This is a genomic window from Klebsiella sp. V115_8 (assembly GCF_029967715.1).
Classification (GTDB): domain Bacteria; phylum Pseudomonadota; class Gammaproteobacteria; order Enterobacterales; family Enterobacteriaceae; genus Klebsiella; species Klebsiella quasipneumoniae.
In genome coordinates this window covers 202,604-223,503 of the sequence record NZ_JASCAR010000023.1, presented here as the reverse complement: position 1 = coordinate 223,503, position 20,900 = coordinate 202,604, and the positions used below count along the sequence as shown (strand labels likewise).

Here is a 20,900-nt window from a genome sequence, read left to right as displayed (position 1 = left end):
AGAAGCCTTCCCTCTCCCGTGGGGGAGAGGATGATGGGATATCGCTATGGCGTGACGGGAGCGGGCGCTGGCGCGGCGGGGGCGGTATTGACCTCGCCGTTGCGCATCGTTTGCGCCACCTGCTGTTTCTCCATGTTCACGGCGCTAAGCTGTGCGTTGACCGTCGGCTTGAGCGGGGCATCGGCCTGCACGCTGCCGCTGGCGGTCAGCTGGAGATTGCCATCCCCGCTGATGGGGAGCGAAGGCCAGCCCCAGGCCTGCAGAATATTCAGCGGCACGCCGCGGCCGTTCAAGCTCAGATTGACCTGGCGCTGCGGCAGCTGGGATACCGCGGCGGTGGCCTGCAGGATACCGCGCTCGGTGAACGCGCTGAGCTCAGTGATATTGAGCGTCGACGCCGTGGCGCTCAGCTTGAGTGAAGGGCGGCGCACGTCAATTCGGTTAAAAGTCGCCGCCGCGGCGTTCAGCGTCGCACTACCGTTCCACACCCCCCAGCTGCCGTTTTTCACCAGCTGAAGCTCGCCGCCATAGCCATCGAGAGCGGTAATTTGCCATGGGAAGGCAGGGTCCACATCGATGATCAGGTTGCGGCTGGCGCTGAATTTTTTCAGCGTCAGGCTTTGCAGCCAGGCCGGCAGCGGCGTCATCCACAGCGGCTTCCAGTTCGCCGGCAGCGTGTACTCCAGCCCGGCGAAGGCGGTGTCGTCGAGCACCAGCGCGTTACCGGCGCGCAGCCAGTTGCCGGAGGTTCGCACCATGCCGCCCTCCCAGCGCGAGGAGAACTGGCGCAGGGCAATACCCTGGGGTGAAAATTCGGCATTCACGATCGGGTCGAAAAAGTGCAGCGAGCCGTAGATAAATTCGCTGGCATTCATCGACAGCGTGCCGTCCTGGCTCTGCCAGTCGCCGTGACTGAGCGTCAGGTTGCGCAGGTTCAGGTCGAGGTCGGTTACCGCCCAGTCCGGCCCCTGCAGGCGGGCGTCGGTGATATCCAGGCGGCCAATCTGCAGAGAGGGGACCGTGGTTAACGGCGCGAAAAAGTCGGCCAGCGAGGCGGCGCTCTGCAGTCGGATCTCATTTAGCTGAAGGTTATCCACCAGCCAGCTGCCGTCGGCGCTGCGTTTCGCATTGCCGGTTAAGGTGCCGCGGGCGACATCGGCGCCGAGGGTGGAGAGGGTGACCTCGCCCTGATCAATTTTGCCCTGAATCAGGACGTTGCTGGCTTCGACGCCGTTGAGCGTCATTGAACCCGCGCTCATCTGGATCTGCGCCGTTTTCCCCAGCACATTGCCTGCCTCCGGCGCCCATGGGCTGACGCCGCCGGTGACGCGCTGCGCGCTGAGCGCCCAGCCGGTTTCCGGACTATTGAAAGCCATATTGCGCAACATCAGCCGGTCGGCAGCGAACGGCAGGTCGGCTGAGTGGGGGGACAGATTCAGGGTGCCGTCGTTAAGGACAATCTCATCCGCATGCAGCGGGTCGCTAAACTGGCGGGTGCTGAAACCAATATCGACCGTTTTCGCCACCAGGGTTGCCGGCTTGCCTTCCCGGCCAAAGGTGACGTTTTGCAACTGCACATGCAGAGGGGAGGAGAAATCATGATCCATCGCATCGAAGGAGACCTGCCAGCCGGTACCATTGCTGAGCCAGGCGCTGGCCTGGCGGGCGCCCCAGTGGGTTTGCAGCAGGAACCACGCGCCAACCATGACGAGCAGCAGAGCGACTAGCAGCCAGAGAATCAGCTTTCCAAGAAATTTCATGGTCTTCCATTCTGTGAGATGCACATAACCGTGTTATGCCCGATTTAGGCGCACTTCTCAAGGCAGGCGTGGTTTATTTCCGTGACGGAGCAGGCGGTGGAGGACAACAGGGGTGCGTCCCGGCCGATGGCACGACCGGGGGCGCGTTAAATCAGGCTTTTTCTGGCGGGAAAATTAAATTCAGAACAATCGCCGTGATACCGCCGGCGGCGATGCCGGAGGAGAGCAGATTCTTCAGCCAGTCCGGCGCGAACTGCAGGATCAACGGCTGTTGCGATACGCCGAGGCCCACCGCCAGCGACAGGGCGATAATCAGGATCGCCCGGCGATTCAGCGGCTCGCGGGAGACGATGCGCACGCCGGACGCGGCGATGGTGCCGAACATCACCAGCGTGGCGCCGCCGAGCACCGGCTCAGGGATATGCTGTACGAAACCGCTCACCGCCGGGAACAGCCCGAGGACGATCAGCATCAGCGCTACCACAAAGCCGACGTAGCGGCTGGCGACACCGGTCAGCTGGATCACGCCGTTGTTCTGGCCGAAGCAGGAGTTCGGGAAGGTGTTGAAGACCGCGGAAACAAAGGAATTGAGGCCGTTAGCCAACACGCCGCCTTTCAGGCGTTTCATATACAGCGGACCGGAGACCGGCTGCTCGGAGACATCGGAGGTGGCGGTGATATCGCCGATGGTTTCCAGGGAGGTGATCATAAACACCAGCATCAGCGGCAGCAGCAGGCTCCAGTCGATGCCGAGGCCATAGTACAGCGGCGTCGGAACAGTGATGAGGCTGCTGTTGGTCGGGGCGGTGTTGGCCGGCAGCATATCGAGGAACCACGCCGCCAGATAGCCCGCCGCCATGGCAATCACCAGCGAAGCGATGCGCAAATAGGGATTACGCTGGCGGTTGAGAATGATGATCAGCGCCAGCACGATGCCCGCCAGCAGCAGGTTCTTCGGCGCGCCGAAGGTGTGGTCGGCCATCGCCGCGTAGCCGCCGCCGATGGAGGTCAATCCGACCTGAATCAGCGACAGGCCGATAATCATCACCACCACGCCGGAGACCAGCGGGGTAATGATGCGGCGCGCCAGATGCAGGACGCGGGAGAGAACCATTTCCGTGCAGCTGGCCAGCATCAGGGTGCCGAACAGGGCGGCCATCATTGTCGGGACGTCGGCGCCGCCGGTTTTCAGCGCGGTGCCGCCCATGATGAGCGGGGCGACAAAGTTGAAGCTGGTGCCCTGGATGGAGAGCAGTCCGGAACCGACCGGGCCCCAGGCTTTGATCTGAATAATGGAGGCCACGCCCGAGGCGAACAGCGACATGCTGATGATATGTTGAGTATCTTGCGCCGGGAGACCGAGAGCCTGGCAGATTAACAGCGCCGGGGTGATCACCGCGACAAACATCGCCAGCAGGTGCTGGAAGGCGGCGAACAGGGTTTGCGGTAGCGGTGGGCGATCTTCGAGGCGGTAGATTAATTCGCTGGCTGGTTTATGCGCAACCGGTTGCGCATTTTCTGACTCTGCGGTGTTAACGGACATCACAAGCAATCCCAAGGTGGCAAAGCGGGAATTTTATCGGACTGTAGACCAAAAGCAAACGTTTGCCAGCGTTTGCCCATAAAAATTTATGCCGTGAATATGCGCAACGAGATAATTAACATTTTGTATGCTAAATCGCATCATTCAGGATACAAAATATGTTTTTCTGTCATTTTTTCCGTCGTTCTGCGTAAAATCCCCCTCTGACTCCTCATGATGAGAAGCTAAAGACACCAGGAATATCGTCGCGTGTGAATGGATCATGCGCCATAAGGAGCTTTTTATGTTTCATCTCGATACCTTATCGACGCTCGTTGCCGCAACGCTTGTGCTGTTACTCGGCAGAAAACTCGTCCAAACCGTTCCCCTCCTCAAGCAATACACCATTCCTGAACCTGTTGCCGGCGGTCTGCTGGTGGCGCTGGCGCTGCTGGTGCTGAAAAAAAGTATGGATATCGAAATTGATTTCGATATGAGCCTCAAAGATCCGCTGATGCTGGCGTTCTTCGCCACCATCGGGCTTAACGCCAACCTCGCCAGCCTGCGGGCGGGCGGCAAGGTGCTGGGTACCTTTCTGATTGTGGTGGTTGGTCTGCTGCTGCTGCAGAACGCCCTCGGTATCGGTATGGCGAAGCTGCTGGGGCTGGATCCGCTGATGGGTCTGCTGGCCGGCACTATCACCCTTTCCGGCGGCCACGGCACCGGCGCGGCGTGGAGCAAGCTGTTCATTGAGCGCTATGGTTTTGCCAATGCCACGGAGGTGGCGATGGCCTGCGCGACCTTCGGCCTGGTGCTCGGCGGTCTGATCGGCGGCCCGGTGGCGCGTTACCTGGTGAAGCACTCTTCCTCTCCTGACGGGACGCCGGACGATCAGGTGGCGCCGACCGCCTTTGAAAAGCCGGACGTGGGGCGTGTCATCACGTCGCTGGTGCTGATCGAGAGTATCGCCCTGATCGCCATCTGTCTGACGCTGGGCAAGGTGGTTGCGCAACTGCTGGCGGGCAGCGTCTTTGAGCTGCCGACCTTCGTCTGCGTGCTGTTTATCGGCGTGATCCTTAGCAACAGCCTGGCGCTGGCGGGGTTGTATCGGGTGTTCGATCGCGCGGTGTCGGTGCTGGGCAACGTCAGCCTGTCGCTGTTCCTCGCCATGGCGCTGATGAGCCTCAAACTGTGGGAGTTGGCCTCCCTGGCGCTGCCGATGATTATTATCCTGGCGGTCCAGGCGTTGGCGATGGCGCTGTATGCGGTGTTCGTCACCTACCGGATGATGGGCAAAAACTACGATGCCGCGGTGCTGGCGGCGGGCCACTGTGGGTTTGGTCTGGGGGCAACGCCGACGGCGATTGCCAATATGCAGGCGATTACCGACCGTTTTGGCCCGTCGCACATGGCCTTCCTGGTGGTGCCGATGGTGGGGGCGTTCTTTATCGATATCGTCAACGCGCTGGTGATTAAGCTGTTTCTGCTGCTGCCGGTGTTTGGCTGATAAAAACCCGGAGGCGGTGCGCTACCTGATTATGCGGTCTGCGGGCTGTGTAGCCCGGGTAAGGCGTTTACGCCGCAACCCGGGGATACCCCGGGATTTATGCGTTGGCGCGGCTTCTCCCCGGCTCGCGCTGCGCTTAGCCGGGCTACGGGGTGTGCGGCCTGCTGGTTGTATCCCGGCCAAGGCGTTTACGCCGCCAGCCGGGAATACCTCAACAATCTTACGCTTCGTCGTGCTCTTCCCACGCCAGGGCGCGTTTCACCGCTTTCTTCCAGCCGCTGTAGCGATAGTTGCGCTCGGTGGTTTCAATGCCCGGGCGGAATTCGCGCTCAATCACCGCTTTCTCCTGCAGCTCATCAAGGTTCTGCCAGAAGCCGACCGCCAGCCCGGCCAGATAGGCGGCGCCCAGGGCTGTGACTTCGCGCACTTCCGGACGCTCCACACGGGTGCCGAGGATATCGGACTGGAACTGCATCAGGAAGTTGTTGGCCACCGCGCCGCCGTCCACGCGCAGGGCATGCAGACGGATACCGGAGTCAGCCTGCATTGCTTCCAGCACGTCGCGGGTCTGATAGGCGATGGACTCCAGCGTCGCACGGATAATGTGGTTCGAGTTCACGCCGCGGGTGAGGCCGAAAATCGCGCCGCGGGCATACGGGTCCCAGTAGGGCGCGCCAAGACCGGTGAACGCGGGCACGACATACACGCCGTTGGTGTCCTTCACTTTGGTGGCGAAGTACTCGGAGTCGAACGCATCGCTGATGAGCTTCATCTCGTCGCGCAGCCACTGAATGGAGGCGCCAGCCATAAACACCGCCCCTTCCAGAGCGTAGTTCACCTCGCCGCGCGGACCGCAGGCGATGGTGGTCAGCAAACCGTGAGTGGAGGTCACCGCTTTTTCGCCGGTGTTCATCAGCATAAAGCAGCCGGTGCCATAGGTATTTTTCGCCATCCCTTCCTTGACGCACAGCTGGCCGAACAGGGCCGCCTGCTGGTCACCGGCGATCCCGGCGATAGGAATACGGGTCCCGCCTTTACCACCGATGTTGGTCTGGCCGTACACTTCAGACGACTTGCGCACTTCCGGCAGCATGGCGCGCGGAATATCCAGCGCGTCGAGCATCTTGTCGTCCCAGTCCAGGTCGTGGATGTTGAACAGCATGGTGCGCGAGGCGTTGGTGTAGTCGGTGACGTGCACGCGACCCTGGGTCATCTTCCAGATAAGCCAGGTGTCCACGGTGCCAAACAGCAGCTCACCGCGCTTCGCACGCTCACGGGAACCTTCGACATGGTCGAGGATCCATTTCACCTTGGTGCCGGAGAAGTAGGGGTCCACCACCAGGCCAGTAGCCTTGCGGATATACTCCTCCATCCCGTCACGCTTGAGCTGCTCGCAGATCTCTGCGGTGCGGCGGCACTGCCAGACGATGGCGTTATAGATCGGTTTGCCGGTCTCACGCTCCCACACCACCACGGTCTCACGCTGGTTGGTGATACCGATGGCCGCGATCTGATCGGAGTTGATATCCGCTTTGGCCAGCGCTTCGACCAGCGTCGAGCTTTGGGACGCCCAGATTTCCATCGGGTCGTGTTCGACCCAGCCTGGCTTAGGATAAATTTGTTCGAATTCTCGCTGGGAGACGCTGACGATATTGGCATCATGATCCATCACAACGGCCCGGGAGCTGGTAGTGCCCTGGTCAAGCGCAACGATATATTTTTTGTCGGTCATAGTCGGTGTCCCGTAGTCAGATTACAGCGAAGCTTTATGTTGAGTGGTGGAAGAGGAGGGGCTCTGTTGCTCTTCGTCCACGCAGGTGTCGCAAGGCAGGTGGCGGCCAATCAGCTTACGATAGCTGAACGCGCCCAGCGCCGCGCCGACCACCGGTGCGCACAGCGGCACCAGGAAATAAGGTATATCTTTGCCGCCGGTGAAGGCGACATCACCCCAGCCGGCCAGCCAGGCGAAGGCTTTCGGGCCGATATCACGCGCCGGGTTCATGGCGAAGCCGGTCAGCGGGCCCATGGAGGCGCCAATCACCGCGATGAGCAGGCCGATCAGCAGCGGCGCCAGCGGACCGCGCGGCACGCCGTTGCCATCGTCGGTCAGCGCCAGGATGACGCCCATCAGGATAGCGGTAATCACCATCTCTACCGCGAAGGCCTGCACAAAATTGATATGCGGGTTCGGGTAAGTGGAGAAGATGCCAGCCAGATCAAGGCTCTCCACGCTGCCGCGTACCATATGGTGGGTGGTTTCATAATCGAGGAAAAGATTGTAATAAAGCCCGTAAACTAATGCCGCAGCGCAAAAGGCGCCAGCGAATTGCGAAATAATAAAAGGAACCACTTTGCGGCCATCGAAGCAGGCGAACAGCCAGAGCGCGATGGTCACCGCAGGGTTAAGGTGCGCACCGGATACCCCGGCGGTCAGGTAGATCGCCATGGCGACGCCCAGACCCCAGATGATGCTGATTTCCCATTGTCCGAAGCTGGCTCCCGCGACCTTGAGCGCAGCCACGCACCCAACGCCGAAAAAGATCAACAACCCGGTACCGAGGAACTCTGCGATGCACTGGCCTTTTAAGGTTGATGTTTGGCTCATAATCGAATCCTGAAGCGTGGTGATGATTATTGTATGTAGGGTGGTCACAGACGACCATATTGCCATGTAGGCATAGTGTTAATTTATCGTTAACGAACAAAAACGAGAAATATCGAACTTCAAATGTGTGTACCACGTCAAGAAAATGAGCGTTTTCGCGCCATTCGCGCGCATTGAGCGCGCTGCCGGAGCGTTTCACCTCGCATTTTGTTAACCATAAAATTAACAATGGCTCATGAAGTACGAGCGAACTGCGCTGAAAGTACCAGGTAAAGACTGAAAAGTGTTGCAAACCGCAATCTGCGCGGCTTGCCGCTGGACAGGGGAGGCGGGGATTCATACAATCGACGATAACACCGCTATGTGCGCTAATTTTCGTTAAGGCGGGACCGCGTATACGAAACACCAGTTTCTATCAACGCCTTGCAAGTTCAGGAGAGGTATGACGATGTCATTAGAAGTGTTTGAGAAATTAGAATCTAAGGTTCAGCAGGCGATTGATACCATCACTCTGTTGCAGATGGAAATCGAAGAGCTGAAAGAAAAGAACAACACCCTGGCGCAGGAAGTTCAGAGCGCACAGCATGGTCGTGAAGAGCTGGAGCGCGAAAACAGCCAGCTGAAAGAGCAGCAGCAGGGCTGGCAGGAGCGTCTGCAGGCGCTGCTGGGCCGCATGGAAGAAGTCTAATCGCTTCGCGCCCTCTCCCGCCAGGGAGGGGGTGATCCTTATCACTCCCTTTATTCTCGCAAGTTATAGCCAATCTTTTTTTATTCTTTAATCATTGAATCGCTTTCTGGCACGCTTAGCCCATCACAACACGACATAAAGAGAGCGGTGCGATGAATAAGTGGGGCGTAGGGTTAACTCTGTTGCTGGCATCCGCCAGCGTTCTGGCAAAAGACATTCAGCTATTAAACGTATCTTATGATCCAACGCGCGAGCTGTACGAACAGTACAACAAAGCGTTCAGCGCGCACTGGAAGCAGGAGACCGGCGACAACGTGGTGATCCGCCAGTCGCACGGCGGCTCCGGCAAGCAGGCGACCTCGGTGATTAACGGTATTGAAGCGGATGTGGTTACGCTGGCGCTGGCCTACGACGTCGACGCGATCGCCGAGCGCGGCCGTATCGATAAAAACTGGCTGAAGCGCCTGCCGGATAACTCCGCGCCCTATACTTCCACCATCGTGTTCCTCGTCCGTAAGGGCAACCCGAAACAGATCCATGACTGGAACGACCTGATCAAACCGGGCGTGTCGGTCATTACCCCGAACCCGAAAAGCTCCGGCGGCGCTCGCTGGAACTACCTGGCGGCCTGGGGCTATGCCCTGCATCAGAACCATGGCGACCAGGCGAAAGCCCAGGAGTTCGTCAAGGCGCTGTATAAAAACGTGGAAGTGCTGGACTCCGGCGCGCGCGGTTCGACCAATACCTTCGTAGAACGCGGGATCGGCGATGTGCTGATCGCCTGGGAAAACGAAGCGCTGCTGGCGACCAACGAACTGGGCAAAGACAAGTTTGAAATCGTGACTCCGAGTGAGTCGATTCTGGCTGAGCCGACCGTTTCGGTGGTCGATAAAGTCGTGGATAAGAAAGGCACCCGCCAGGTGGCGGAAGCGTACCTGAAGTATCTCTACTCGCCGGAAGGCCAGGAGATTGCGGCGAAGAACTTCTACCGTCCGCGCGATCCGAACGTGGCGAAGAAATATGCTAATGAATTCCCGAAACTGAAGCTGTTCACCATCGATCAGGAGTTCGGCGGCTGGACGAAAGCGCAGAAAGCGCACTTCTCCAACGGCGGCACCTTCGACCAGATTAGCCAGCGTTAATCCTCTTGTCCCTGCTTGCGCTACGCTTAGCAGGGCTACAGTTTTGCGCCGTACGTAGCCCGGGTAAGGCGCCAGCCGCCACCCGGGAATCCCTGCTTGCGCTACGCTTAGCAGGGCTACAGTTTTGTGCGGTGCGTAGCCCGGGTAAGGCGTCAGCCGCCACCCGGGAATCCCTGCTTGCGCTACGCTTAGCAGGGCTACAGTTCTGCGCGGTGCGTAGCCCGGGTAAGGCGCCAGCCGCTACCCGGGAATCCCTGCTTGCGCTACGCTTAGCAGGGCTACAGTTTTGCGCCGTACGTAGCCCGGGTACGGCGTCAGCCGCCATCCGGAAAAGCGCCCCGCCCGTCATCTGTTTTCATTTAGTCATCAAATTACGTTACTCTTCCGCTTCAGGCTTAACAGGGAATGAAAATGAGAAGAGTAAGATACTTTTTGCTGGCGCTGCTGGTGGCGATCCTCGCGGCGCTGGCCGGCGGCTACTACTGGCTGCACTCTGGCAACCCGGACGCGTTGCGCAAGATTGTTCTGCAGCAGTGCGTTCCCCATCAGCAACAGCAGCAAAACCCGTCGCCGTGCGCCGAAGTGAACCTCAAGGGCGGCTATGTGCTGTTTAAAGACCGTAACGGCCCGCTGCAGTATTTGCTGATGCCGACCTACCGCATTAACGGCACCGAAAGCCCGCTGCTGTTGGATCCGCTGACGCCCAACTTCTTCTGGCAGGCCTGGCAGGGGCGTGAAATCATGAGCCAGCGCCACGGCGCGCCGGTTCCGGATAACGCGGTATCGCTGGCAATCAACTCGCGCAGCGGACGCACGCAAAACCATTTCCATATTCATATCTCTTGCCTGCGCCCCGATGTGCGCGCGCAGTTAGATAAGGATGCGGCGGCGATCAGCAGCCGCTGGCTGCCGCTACCGGGTGGGCTTGAGGGCCATGAATACCTGGCGCGCCGGGTGACGGAGGCGGAGCTGGCCCAGCGCAGCCCATTCCTGATGCTGGCGGAAGAGGTGCCGGAGGCGCGTCAGCATATGGGACGCTTCGCGCTGGCGATGGCCCAGCAGAGCGACGGCTCGCTGGTGCTGCTGGCGACGGAGCGTAACCTGCTCTCCCTGAACCGGGCCTCGGCGGAAGAGATACAGGATCATCGCTGCGCCATCCTTAACGCAAACCACTAGTTCTGGCGTTTACCTGTCTTACCTGTCGTCGTATTCTTGCTGAAAAAAACGACAGGAGACAGGCATGTCGCTCTGGCTTACCCACCCGCTGTTCCTCCCTTCACTGATTGTCGGCGTCACCATTGTGCTCTGGGCGACGTCGCTGCTGTCGGAGTTTATCACCGCGCTGCTGTTTTTCGCTGCGGCGATGATGGCGAAAATCGCCCCGCCGGAGGTGATCTTTGGCGGCTTTGCCTCCTCGGCCTTCTGGCTGGTGTTCAGCGGCTTTGTGCTCGGCATCGCGATCCGTAAAACCGGGCTGGCGGACCGGGCGGCGCAGGCGTTGTCTGCGCGGCTAACCGACTCCTGGCCGCGGATGGTCGCCAGCGTGGTACTCCTCAGCTATGCCCTGGCGTTCGTGATGCCTTCCAACATGGGGCGCATCGCGCTGCTGATGCCGATCGTGGCGGCGATGGCCCGCCGGGCGGCCATTGCCGACGGTAGCCGCGGCTGGTTCGGCCTGGCGCTGGCGGTGGGATTCGGCACCTTTCAGCTGTCGGCGACCATTCTGCCCGCCAACGTGCCGAATCTGGTGATGAGCGGCGCGGCGGAAGGCTCGTACGGTATCCACCTGAATTATGTCCCCTATTTACTGCTGCATACGCCGGTGCTTGGCTGGCTGAAAGGGGCGGCGCTGGTGGCGCTAATCTGCTGGCTGTTTCCTGGTAAGCCGCATCCGCCGCGCGACCTGGCGCCGCTGCCGGCGATGAGCCGCGACGAGAAGCGTCTGGCGTGGCTGCTGGCGGTGGTCCTCACGCTGTGGGTGACCGAGAGCTGGCACGGCGTCGGCCCGGCGTGGACCGGCCTGGCGGCGGCGGTGGTAACGCTGCTGCCGCGGGTGGGCTTTATCAGCGGCGAGGAGTTTGCCAGCGGCGTGAATATGCGCACCTGCATCTACGTCGCCGGGATTCTGGGGCTGGCGATCACCGTCACCCAAACCGGGATTGGCGGCGTGGTGGGCAATGCGCTGCTGGAAGTGATGCCCCTGGATAAAGACAATCCTTTCACCAGCTTTCTCGCTCTGACCGGGATAACCAGCGCGCTGAACTTTATTATGACCGCCAACGGCGTGCCGGCGCTCTACACCACCTTTGCCCAGAGCTTTGCCGACGCCACCGGCTTCCCGTTGCTGAGCGTAATTATGATTCAGGTGCTGGGCTATTCCACGCCGCTGCTGCCGTATCAAGCGTCGCCGATCGTGGTCGCGATGGGGTTAGGCAAGGTCCCGGCGAGGGCGGGGATGCTGCTGTGTCTGGCGCTGGCGGCGGTGAGCTATTTGATTTTGCTGCCGCTGGACTACGCCTGGTATCAGCTGTTGGGGAAACTGTAGCGGCAAAAAAAGCCCGGCTTGCGCTGTGCGAAGCCGGGCTTCAGAGATTTATCAGTCATCCCGGTCGCGTGTCGCCGCCGGGAAAAGCGGATTAGGCTTTTTTCGCCGCTTCTGCAGCTTTCACGATCACCGCGAAAGCGTCTGCTTTCAGGGAAGCGCCGCCAACCAGCGCGCCGTCGATGTCCGGCTGGGTGAACAGCTCTGCTGCGTTGCCAGCGTTAACGGAACCGCCGTACTGGATGATCACTTGCTCAGCGATTTTGGCGTCAGCTTTAGCAATGTGGTCACGGATGAATTTGTGCACCGCCTGAGCCTGAGCCGGGGTCGCGGATTTGCCGGTACCGATAGCCCATACGGGTTCGTAAGCGATAACCACGCCTTCGAAAGCGGCAGCGCCCTGCGTTTTCAGTACCGCGTCGATCTGACGCGCGCAAACTTCTTCCGTTTTGCCCGCTTCGTTTTCCGCTTCGGTTTCACCGATGCACAGTACCGGAGTCAGACCCTGCTCTTTCAGCACGGCGAATTTCTTCGCGATCAGCTCGTCGGATTCTTTGTGGTAGGTACGACGCTCGGAGTGGCCGATGATGATGTACTGCGCGCCGATATCTTTCAGCATTTCGGCGGAGGTTTCACCGGTGAAAGCGCCGGACAGGTTCACGTCAACGTTCTGCGCGCCCAGGTGGATGTGGCTGCCTTCTGCCGCACGCTTAGCCAGGTCCAGATACATTTCCGGCGGGGCGATGGCAACTGCACAGCCGCTTACGCCAGCCAGCTCGGTACGCAGGTTCGCAACCAGTTCGTTTACCATGTGGCGGCTGCCGTTCAGTTTCCAGTTACCCATCACTAAAGGATGTCGCATTTTAATTCTCCACGCTACTTAAGCGAATTAAGGAATATAGCCGCCCCAGAGGGCAGCATGGTCTGTGAAACAGTATAGAGACTCGTCACTGGAAAGGCTTTGCTTTTTGTCATTTATTGTTACCTTCCAGCGTTTCAGATAGCGCCAGCTTAATCGGTTCAATAGCGAAGGTCAGACCTTTTTCGCCATGATCTGCCACCACATAGCGCACGGCGCCCTCGGTGTCGGCGAAGTAGCGTTTGCCTTTGCCGGCGGTCAGGAGTTTCTGCAGTTTTTGCTGGCTCTGCGCCGGGCTAAGGGTGGGCACGAAGGCGCGGATCATGGCGCTCATATACTCCAGCGCTTTGGCCTTCGCCGCTTTTTGCTCCGGCCCCTGGATCGGTAGCCAGGTGATCTGCATGGATTTGATCTTCAGCGTGCCGCGCTCCAGCGCGGTGGAGGCATAGAGATTTTCGTTTATCTTGCTGGCGGCGCGGGTCAGGTTAGCCCGATCGCGGCTGGTTGATATGGAACGGAATTCATTCAGAGGCAGCTTCGGGTTATCGGCGTTAAATTTTTCCCGGAACTGGCTGATCGACAGGTCAAAGCTCGGCGCGCCGGCGAGCAGGTAGGGGGCAGCGGTCGTCGATTCGCTTTCTGCGGACAACGCGTGCGGGCCGACGGCAAGGCCCATCAGCCCACTGAAACACAAGATTGTCCACTTCTTCATGCCCGTCGTTCCTTTTTTTGCCTGCTGACGATTAAATCGGGAAGCGCGGCGCTTGTCAAAAAGTCACGACGCCAGGGTAAACTACGCAGACGATGATGATAAGGAAAAACGCATGACCCTACAGCAGTGGTTATTCTCAATTAAAGGGCGCATTGGCCGCCGCGATTTCTGGATCTGGATTGCCATCTGGCTGGTGACCATGAGCGCTCTGTTCACCCTGGCAGGCAGCAATCTGCTTAATCTGCAGACGGCAGCGTTTATTATCGTCTGCCTGCTGTGGCCGACGGCGGCGGTGGTGGTGAAGCGACTGCACGATCGCGGCAAATCCGGACTGTGGGCGCTGCTGATGATTTTGGCGTGGATGCTGCTGGCGGGGAACTGGGCGATGCTGCCGCAGGTCTGGCAGTGGGGCGTCGGGCGCTTTGTGCCGACGCTGATTATCGTCATGATGCTGATCGACCTGGGGGCGTTTGTCGGCACCCAGGGCGAGAATAAGTTCGGCAAGGAGACCCAGGACGTGCGCTGGAAAGCGGACGCCTGATTACCAGTAATGCTCCGCCGTCATGTGGCCCGGCCGGCGACGCAGATGTTTGGTCATCTGCCGGGTCTCTTTTAACAGCTGTTGGGTATCGCGCACCATCTGCGGGTTGCCGCACAGCATCACATGGCTGGTGTCGTTGGTCATCGGCAGGCCGACCGCCTCCTCCAGCGCCCCGGTTTCAATCAGGAACGGCACCCGGCCGGTCAGCGAGCCTGCCACGGTTTCGCGACTGACCACCGTCTGGATGCGTAATTTGCCGGCGTAGCGCTGCTCAAGCTCGCGCATCAGCGGCAGATAGCTCAGGTCCGCGGCGTAGCGCACGGCATGGACCAGCACCAGATGGTTAAAGCGCTCAAGATCTTTGCCTTCCTGGAGAATCGACAGGTAAGGCCCAAGCGCGGTGCCGGTCGCCAGCATCCACAGGGTATCGCAATTCGGTACTTCCTCGAGGACAAAGAAGCCAGCCGCTTCGCTCACCACCTGGACCTCATCGCCCGGCTTCAGCGCCGCCAGACGCGGGCTCAGTTTGCCTTCCGGGACGGTGACCAGATAGAACTCGAGATCGGGATTGCCGGGAGCGTTGACGTAGGAGTAGGCGCGCTGCACGCGTTCGCCGTCGATTTCCAGCCCGAGCTTGGTAAATTGCCCGGCGGTAAACGGCTGAACCGGCGCCCGCACGTATAAACTGAACAAGGCGTCCGTCCAGTACTCCACTTTTGTCACTTTGCCGCTAACCCAGTCCGCCATCGTCTTCTCCTGTTGCCAAGCGATGCTTTATCTTCGGCCCAGACGGGCAAGATTTCCACCCCACAGGCGCAAGAAAGCTCTATTGATCAAATATAAACGAAGAACAGGACAACCGCCCGCGGACGGTTGCCTGGAGGAGAGAAAGCGGTATTACAGGATGTGCTGCTGGACGTCCGGATCTTTACGGTCGAGGTAATGAATCGACTGGATCCGACGGATGGTGCGCGACTTGCCGCGGATCAGCAGCGTCTCGGTGGTGGCCATATTGCCCTTACGGGTGATGCCGTCCAGCAGATCGCCTTTGGTGATGCCGGTGGCGGAGAAGACGACGTTATCGCTGCGCGCCATTTCATCAAGGCGCAGCACTTTACCCGCTTCGATGCCCATGGTTTTGCAGCGCGCCAGCTCGTTTTCACCGATGCGACGATTCTCTTCGCTGTCGCCCTTCACGTGGTGACGAGCCAGCAGGCGGCCCTGCATATCGCCGTCGAGCGCGCGGATCACCGCGGCGGAAACCACCCCTTCCGGCGCGCCGCCGATGCCGTACAGCACGTCGACTTCGCTATCCGGCATGCAGGTGAGAATGGAGGCCGCGACGTCGCCATCGGGAATGGCGAACACGCGCACGCCCAGCTGCTGCAGCTGAGCAATCACCGCGTCGTGGCGCGGTTTCGCCAGCACGGTGACGGTCAGCTCGCCCAGCGGCTTGTTCAGCGCGCGGGCGATATTGCGCAGGTTCTCTTCCAGCGGCAGACTGAGGTCGATAGCGCCTTTAGCGCCCGGGCCGACAATCAGCTTTTCCATATACATATCCGGCGCGTTGAGGAAGCAGCCTTTATCGCCGACCGCCATCACCGCCAGGGCGTTAGCCTGGCCCATCGCCGTCATCCGGGTGCCTTCGATGGGATCGACGGCGATATCCACCGCATCGCCCTTGCCAGTGCCCACTTTTTCGCCGATATAGAGCATCGGCGCTTCATCGATTTCGCCCTCGCCGATGACGATGGTGCCGTCGATATTGACGAGGTTAAGCATAATGCGCATGGCGTTCACCGCGGCGCCGTCGGCGGAGTTTTTATCGCCGCGGCCCAGCCATTTATAGCCCGCCAGCGCGGCGGCTTCGGTGACACGCGAAAATTCGATGGCCAGTTCTCGTTTCATAATCCACTCATTGTGTAGAAAAATTGCCCGCAGTGCGGCAAAAGCGCGCTACGCGTTGGAATAGCGTTCGGTTTCCGGCATCCAGCGCTCGATCAGCGCCTGGGCCTGCAGCGGATAGCGTTCATGAATGTGGCGCGCAATGCGCTGAACGTCGGGGATCATCGCCTGATCGCGCAGTAAATCCGCCACTTTAAACTCGGCGTTGCCGGTCTGGCGGGTGCCGAGCAGCTCGCCGGGACCGCGAATTTCAAGGTCTTTCTGGGCGATGACGAAACCGTCGTTGCTGTCGCGTAGCACCTGCAGACGCTTCTGCGCCGTTTTAGAGAGCGGCGATTTATAGAGTAGCACGCAGTGGGAAGCGACCGCGCCGCGCCCGACGCGCCCTCTGAGCTGGTGCAGCTGCGCCAGACCCAGACGTTCCGGGTTTTCGATAATCATCAGGCTCGAGTTCGGCACGTCGACACCGACTTCAATGACCGTCGTGGCTACCAGCAGGTGCATTTCGCCCTGCTTGAAAGCCTGCATCACCGCCTGCTTTTCCGCCGGTTTCATCCGCCCGTGCACCAGACCGATATTCAGCTCCGGCAGCGCCAGCTTGAGCTCCTCCCAGGTGGCTTCCGCCGCCTGGGCCTCCAGCAGATCGGACTCTTCGATGAGGGTACAGACCCAATAGGCCTGGCGGCCTTCGTGGGTGCAGGCGTTGCGCACGCGGTCGATAATATCGCTGCGCCGGGTGTCCGGGATAGCGACGGTGGTCACCGGGGTTCGGCCCGGCGGCAGCTCGTCGATAACCGAGGTATCGAGGTCGGCGTAGGCGGTCATCGCCAGGGTGCGCGGGATCGGCGTGGCGGTCATGATCAGCTGATGCGGATGGAAACCCTGCTGCTGACCTTTCTCCCACAGCGCCAGCCGCTGGTGTACGCCGAAGCGGTGCTGTTCGTCGATAATCACCAGCGCCAGGCCATTAAACTGCACCTGTTCCTGGAAGATGGCGTGGGTGCCGACAATCATCTGCACCTCGCCGCTGGCGATCGCGTCCTGCTGCGCCTGGCGGGCTTTGCCTTTCTGTTTGCCCGCCAGCCAGCCGACTTCAATGCCCAGCGGTGCAAACCAGCTGCGGAAGTTATTAGCGTGCTGCTCGGCGAGCAGTTCGGTGGGCGCCATCAGCGCCACCTGTTTGCCGTGGGCGATAGCGCGCAACGCGGCCAGGGCGGCGACCAGTGTTTTACCGGAGCCGACGTCGCCCTGCACCAGGCGCATCATTGGCACGTCCAGCGCCATATCGCGCTCGATCTCGGCGGTGACCCGCGCCTGCGCGCCGGTGGGCTTAAAGGGCAGGGAGGCCAGCAGCTGATTTTTCAGGGTATCGTTGGCGCCGAGCGGCAGGGCGTGATAGCGCTGGGCGCCTGCCCGCAGCGCCAGCATGCTGAGGTTGTGCGCCAGCAGCTCTTCCAGAATCAGGCGCTGCTGCGCCGGGTGCTTGCCGCTTTCCAGCTCGCTAAGCAATAACGATGGCGGCGGACGATGCAGAGTGCGCAGCGCCTCCGGCAGGCTCATCATCCCCTGCGCCAGCTCCGGCGGCAGGAGTTCGCCGATAGCGCAGGTCTCCAGCAGTTCGAGCGCCTGATCGGTGAGCTTGCGCAGGGTCGCCTGCTTAATGCCCTCGGTAGTCGGATAGACCGGCGTTAGGGTCTCCTGCAGCTCCGGGGTGCTCATATCGCCCTGGACGCGATATTCCGGGTGGATCATTTCGGCGCCGTACTTCCCGCGTTTGGCTTCACCGTAGGCCAGCACGCGTCGACCGGTCGCGAGGCTGTTTTTCATCGCCGCGTTGAAGTTGAAAAAGCGCATGGTGAGGATGCCGGTGCCGTCGCTGATCTGGCAGGTCATCATTCGGCGGCCGCCGAAGGTGATATTGCTGTTGAGCACTTCGCCTTCCACGGTGGCATAAACGCCGGGAAGCAGATCGGCTATCGGATAAAGATGGGTGCGATCTTCGTAGCGCAAAGGCAGGTGCAGCAGCAGATCCTGTACCGTATGCAGGCCGATCTTCGCCAGCTTGCTGCTCTGCGCAGCCCCGACGCCGGTGAGTGAACTGAGCGGAACGGCATCTAACAGGCGGCCTGACATCGGGTTTACCTCGCAGCCTGCATGGTGGCCCACCACGCGGCATCGGCTTCCACTTCGCCCTGCTCGTTAACGTGGGGGTAAGGCAGCCCTTTTTGTCTCGCGACGCGGGCCAGCACCGGATAGCCGCCTTCAAACAGCAGGCGCTGTTGCTCTTCCGGCGGCAGCATGCTGTTGGCGCGTTGGTACATCCCGGCATTCTGTCGCTGCCGCTGGGCTTCATACAGGATCAGCGCCGAGGCGACGGAGACGTTCAGCGACTGCACCATGCCGATCATCGGGATAATAATGTCCTGATCCGCCAGGGCCAGCGCTTCCTGAGTGATGCCGGTTTTCTCCTGACCCATCAGGATGCAGGTTGGGCGCGTATAGTCGATTTCACGGAAATCGATGGCTTTGTCGGAAAGATGGGTGGCGAGGATTTGCATACCCTGGCCTTTGAGGTGGCCGACGGCATCTGCGATGGTACGGTGGGTTTTCACCTGCACCCAGCTGTTGCTGCCCGCGGCGGCGGAGGCCATGGTGCGCATCCGGCTGCTCGGCCAGACCGCGTGCACCTCGTGTACGCCAACGGCGTCTGCGGTCCGGATGACCGCAGAGACGTTATGGGGCTTATGGACCTGCTCCATGCAGACCGTCAGGTCAGGCTGACGCCTGGCGAGCATCTCGCAGATACGCGCATAACGCTGTGAATTCATTACTCTTAATCCTTCGAATTACCTCTTTAGCCGCTGCGGATCACGCGGCCCATCCCTGGGCCTCGCCCCTGACGGGGGCGCTGCAGGCAGCGTTCAAATCTGCTCCCGGCAGATTTGTCATTCGCTTGCCGCCTTGATGCAATTCGAATGTTTTGTCTAAAAGCTAATTTCGGTTACGGGTGACTTTAATCACGTCCGGCATGACGCGTATTTTGCGCATGATATTCGCCAGATGCACGCGGTCGCGGGCGGTCAGGCGGATAAAGGCGCTGTATACGCGGCCATCTTTCTCTTCCGTATTCAGGCTCTGGATATTGGAAGAGGCGGTGTTGATCGCCGCCGTCAGGTTAGCCAGTGCGCCCTGGTGGTTAAACATATCCACCTTGATCTCTGTAATGAACTCCTGAGCGGTCTCTTTATCCCACTCAACCGCCATAAATTTCTCCGGCTCTTTCTGGTAGCCGCGGATGTTACGACAGGATTCATGATGGATAACCAGCCCTTTGCCGGGACTGACGTGGGCGATAATCGGGTCACCGGGGATCGGGCGACAGCACTTGGCGAAAGTGATCAGCACGCCATCGGCGCCTTTGATCGGCAGATGGCCGTGGTTTGAGGCATTGGCCGGCACCGGCGCCGCAGCGGCTTCGCCCTGCTGCAGGTTTTTTGCCACCACCACGCTCATGGCGTTGCCCAGACCGATCTCCGCCAGCAGATCGTCAAGCGAGGCCAGCTTCATCCGGTCGAGCTCGCGCTGGATATTCTCCGGCGGGATCTCGGCGAGTTTGCGGCTACCGCCCAGCGCGTGGTTGAGCAGGCGACGGCCAAGGCTGACCGAGTCATCGCGCTTGAGGTTTTTCAGCAGCTGACGGATTTTGGCGCGCGCCTTCGAGCTGACGACAAAGTTCAGCCAGGCGGCATTCGGACGTGCGCCCGGCGCGGTAATAATTTCGACAGTCTGACCGCTGGAGAGCGGCTGCGACAGCGGATAGGGCTGGCGGTCGACGCGCGCGCCGACGCAGGCATGGCCGATATCGGTATGCACCGCATAGGCGAAGTCCACCGGCGTGGCGCCAGCGGGCAGTTCGACAATGCGCCCTTCCGGGGTGAAAACGTAAATCTCATCGGGGAACAGATCGGATTTAACGCTCTCGATAAATTCAAACGAGCTGCCGGCGCTCTGCTGCAGCTCCAGCAGGCTTTGCATCCAGCGCTGGGCGCGGATTTGCGCGGTGGTGCTGCTTTCGCCGCCGTGCTCTTTATAAGCCCAGTGCGCCGCGACCCCCATCTCCGCCATCTGGTCCATGTCTTCGGTACGAATTTGTACCTCGACCGGGACGCCGTGGGGGCCGATCATCGAGGTGTGCAAAGACTGATAGCCGTTCGCTTTCGGAATAGCGATGTAATCTTTGAAACGACCTGGACGCGGTTTATAGAGGCTGTGCATCTGGCCAAGCACGCGGTAGCAGACATCGGCATCATGGACGATAACGCGGAAGGCGTAGATATCCATGATCGAGTGAAAACGCTGCTCCTTAAGCACCATTTTGCAGTAGATCGAGTACAGATGCTTTTCGCGACCGCTGACGCGGCAGGGGATTCCCGCTTCCTGCAAACGCCCTTCGATTTCCGAGAGAATCTTTTGGATCATCTCTTTACGGTTGCCGCGCGCCGCTTTGACCACCTCTTTAATGACGCGGTAGCGGTTCGGGTACAGCGCCTCAAAGCCCAGCTCTTCGAGCTCGGTTTTGATGTGATGGATACCTAAACGGTGCGCCAGCGGGCTGTAGATTTCCAGCGTTTCGCGGGCGATGCGGCGGCGTTTATCCGGGCGTAGCGAGCCCAGGGTACGCATGTTGTGGGTGCGGTCGGCAAGCTTGATGAGGATGACGCGGATGTCCTGCACCATCGCCATGATCATTTTGCGAAAGTTTTCGGCCTGTGCCTCTTTCTTATCGCGGAACTTGAGCTTATCAAGTTTCGATACCCCCTCTACCAGTTCGGCGACGCTTTTACCAAAAAGCTGTTCCATGTCCTGGTAGGTGGCGGGAGTATCTTCAATCACATCATGCAGCAGCGCGGCCATCAGCGTTTCGTAGTCGAGCTTCATCTCGGCCAGAATACAGGCTACCGCGACCGGGTGCGTGATATAAGGTTCACCGCTTGAACGTGTCTGACCCTCGTGAGCGTCACGTGCAACGAGATACGCCTGCCGCAGACGTTTGATCTGGTCTTCCGGCAGGTAGTTTTGAATCAGCTGATTCAGGCTTTCAAACAGATACAAGGGCG

17 protein-coding genes are annotated in these 20,900 nt (G+C 60.0%); 6 read left to right on the top strand and 11 right to left on the bottom strand.

Going from position 1 to position 20,900, the window contains the following annotated elements; genetic code table 11:
- Positions 1-44: 44 nt before the first annotated feature.
- Together QLG03_RS08610 and QLG03_RS08605 are read right to left on the bottom strand one after the other, a co-directional pair.
- Positions 45-1,760: an AsmA family protein gene (locus QLG03_RS08610; RefSeq protein ID WP_072413806.1), complete on the bottom strand. Its 1,716-nt coding sequence runs from the start codon at positions 1,758-1,760 to the stop codon at positions 45-47.
- Between the two features lie 151 nt (positions 1,761-1,911).
- Complete coding sequence (locus tag QLG03_RS08605) at positions 1,912-3,303, bottom strand: uracil-xanthine permease family protein (RefSeq protein WP_004150226.1); 1,392 nt, start codon at positions 3,301-3,303, stop codon at positions 1,912-1,914.
- Between the two features lie 283 nt (positions 3,304-3,586).
- Between QLG03_RS08605 and gltS the strand changes: the two genes are divergently transcribed.
- Positions 3,587-4,789 (top strand): sodium/glutamate symporter, encoded by a 1,203-nt coding sequence (gene gltS / locus QLG03_RS08600; protein WP_032454381.1) that lies wholly within the window; start codon positions 3,587-3,589, stop codon positions 4,787-4,789.
- Positions 4,790-5,009: 220 nt separating this feature from the next.
- On the opposite strand, the gene glpK is transcribed toward gltS, so the two are convergent.
- Together glpK and QLG03_RS08590 are read right to left on the bottom strand one after the other, a co-directional pair.
- On the bottom strand, positions 5,010-6,521 hold the full coding sequence (gene glpK / locus QLG03_RS08595) for a glycerol kinase GlpK (protein ID WP_004873089.1): 1,512 nt from the start codon (positions 6,519-6,521) through the stop codon (positions 5,010-5,012).
- 21 nt (positions 6,522-6,542) lie between these two features.
- Complete coding sequence (locus tag QLG03_RS08590; protein WP_012967047.1) at positions 6,543-7,394, bottom strand: MIP/aquaporin family protein; 852 nt, start codon at positions 7,392-7,394, stop codon at positions 6,543-6,545.
- A 442-nt stretch (positions 7,395-7,836) separates the two neighbouring features.
- Between QLG03_RS08590 and zapB the strand changes: the two genes are divergently transcribed.
- From zapB to QLG03_RS08570, 4 genes are all read left to right on the top strand, one after another.
- Positions 7,837-8,082, top strand: coding sequence for a septal ring assembly protein ZapB (zapB, locus tag QLG03_RS08585; protein WP_086075620.1), 246 nt, complete (start codon positions 7,837-7,839; stop codon positions 8,080-8,082).
- Between the two features lie 152 nt (positions 8,083-8,234).
- Positions 8,235-9,224, top strand: coding sequence for a sulfate ABC transporter substrate-binding protein (locus QLG03_RS08580; protein ID WP_023291381.1), 990 nt, complete (start codon positions 8,235-8,237; stop codon positions 9,222-9,224).
- A 405-nt stretch (positions 9,225-9,629) separates the two neighbouring features.
- The gene (locus tag QLG03_RS08575; protein ID WP_072199002.1) at positions 9,630-10,400 is read left to right on the top strand and encodes a CDP-diacylglycerol diphosphatase; all 771 of its coding nucleotides are present in this window, start codon (positions 9,630-9,632) and stop codon (positions 10,398-10,400) included.
- A gap of 64 nt (positions 10,401-10,464) precedes the next feature.
- Positions 10,465-11,769 carry an SLC13 family permease gene (locus QLG03_RS08570; RefSeq protein ID WP_255989327.1) on the top strand — a complete coding sequence of 435 codons (1,305 nt, stop codon included), beginning with the start codon at positions 10,465-10,467 and terminating at the stop codon, positions 11,767-11,769.
- Positions 11,770-11,860: 91 nt separating this feature from the next.
- On the opposite strand, the gene tpiA is transcribed toward QLG03_RS08570, so the two are convergent.
- Both tpiA and QLG03_RS08560 read right to left on the bottom strand, forming a co-directional pair.
- A complete protein-coding gene (gene tpiA / locus QLG03_RS08565; RefSeq protein WP_002922909.1) occupies positions 11,861-12,628 on the bottom strand; it encodes a triose-phosphate isomerase in 768 nt (255 codons plus the stop codon).
- 109 nt (positions 12,629-12,737) lie between these two features.
- The gene (locus tag QLG03_RS08560) at positions 12,738-13,337 is read right to left on the bottom strand and encodes a YiiQ family protein (RefSeq protein WP_023291378.1); all 600 of its coding nucleotides are present in this window, start codon (positions 13,335-13,337) and stop codon (positions 12,738-12,740) included.
- Positions 13,338-13,449: 112 nt separating this feature from the next.
- Here QLG03_RS08560 and QLG03_RS08555 point away from each other — a divergent pair, with 112 nt between their 5' ends.
- Positions 13,450-13,878 carry a DUF805 domain-containing protein gene (locus QLG03_RS08555; protein ID WP_004173894.1) on the top strand — a complete coding sequence of 143 codons (429 nt, stop codon included), beginning with the start codon at positions 13,450-13,452 and terminating at the stop codon, positions 13,876-13,878.
- Here the strand turns inward: QLG03_RS08555 and fpr are convergent, their stop codons facing one another.
- The 5 genes from fpr to spoT form a co-directional block, all read right to left on the bottom strand.
- On the bottom strand, positions 13,879-14,625 hold the full coding sequence (gene fpr, locus QLG03_RS08550) for a ferredoxin--NADP(+) reductase (protein ID WP_023291377.1): 747 nt from the start codon (positions 14,623-14,625) through the stop codon (positions 13,879-13,881).
- Positions 14,626-14,775: 150 nt separating this feature from the next.
- The gene (glpX, locus tag QLG03_RS08545; protein ID WP_023291376.1) at positions 14,776-15,786 is read right to left on the bottom strand and encodes a class II fructose-bisphosphatase; all 1,011 of its coding nucleotides are present in this window, start codon (positions 15,784-15,786) and stop codon (positions 14,776-14,778) included.
- A 48-nt stretch (positions 15,787-15,834) separates the two neighbouring features.
- Entirely contained in the window at positions 15,835-17,916 is a 2,082-nt protein-coding gene (gene recG, locus QLG03_RS08540; RefSeq protein WP_023291375.1) for an ATP-dependent DNA helicase RecG, read from the bottom strand.
- Between the two features lie 5 nt (positions 17,917-17,921).
- A complete protein-coding gene (gene trmH, locus QLG03_RS08535; RefSeq protein WP_017900060.1) occupies positions 17,922-18,611 on the bottom strand; it encodes a tRNA (guanosine(18)-2'-O)-methyltransferase TrmH in 690 nt (229 codons plus the stop codon).
- A 163-nt stretch (positions 18,612-18,774) separates the two neighbouring features.
- Positions 18,775-20,895: a bifunctional GTP diphosphokinase/guanosine-3',5'-bis pyrophosphate 3'-pyrophosphohydrolase gene (gene spoT, locus QLG03_RS08530; protein WP_004205080.1), complete on the bottom strand. Its 2,121-nt coding sequence runs from the start codon at positions 20,893-20,895 to the stop codon at positions 18,775-18,777.
- Positions 20,896-20,900: the final 5 nt, after the last annotated feature.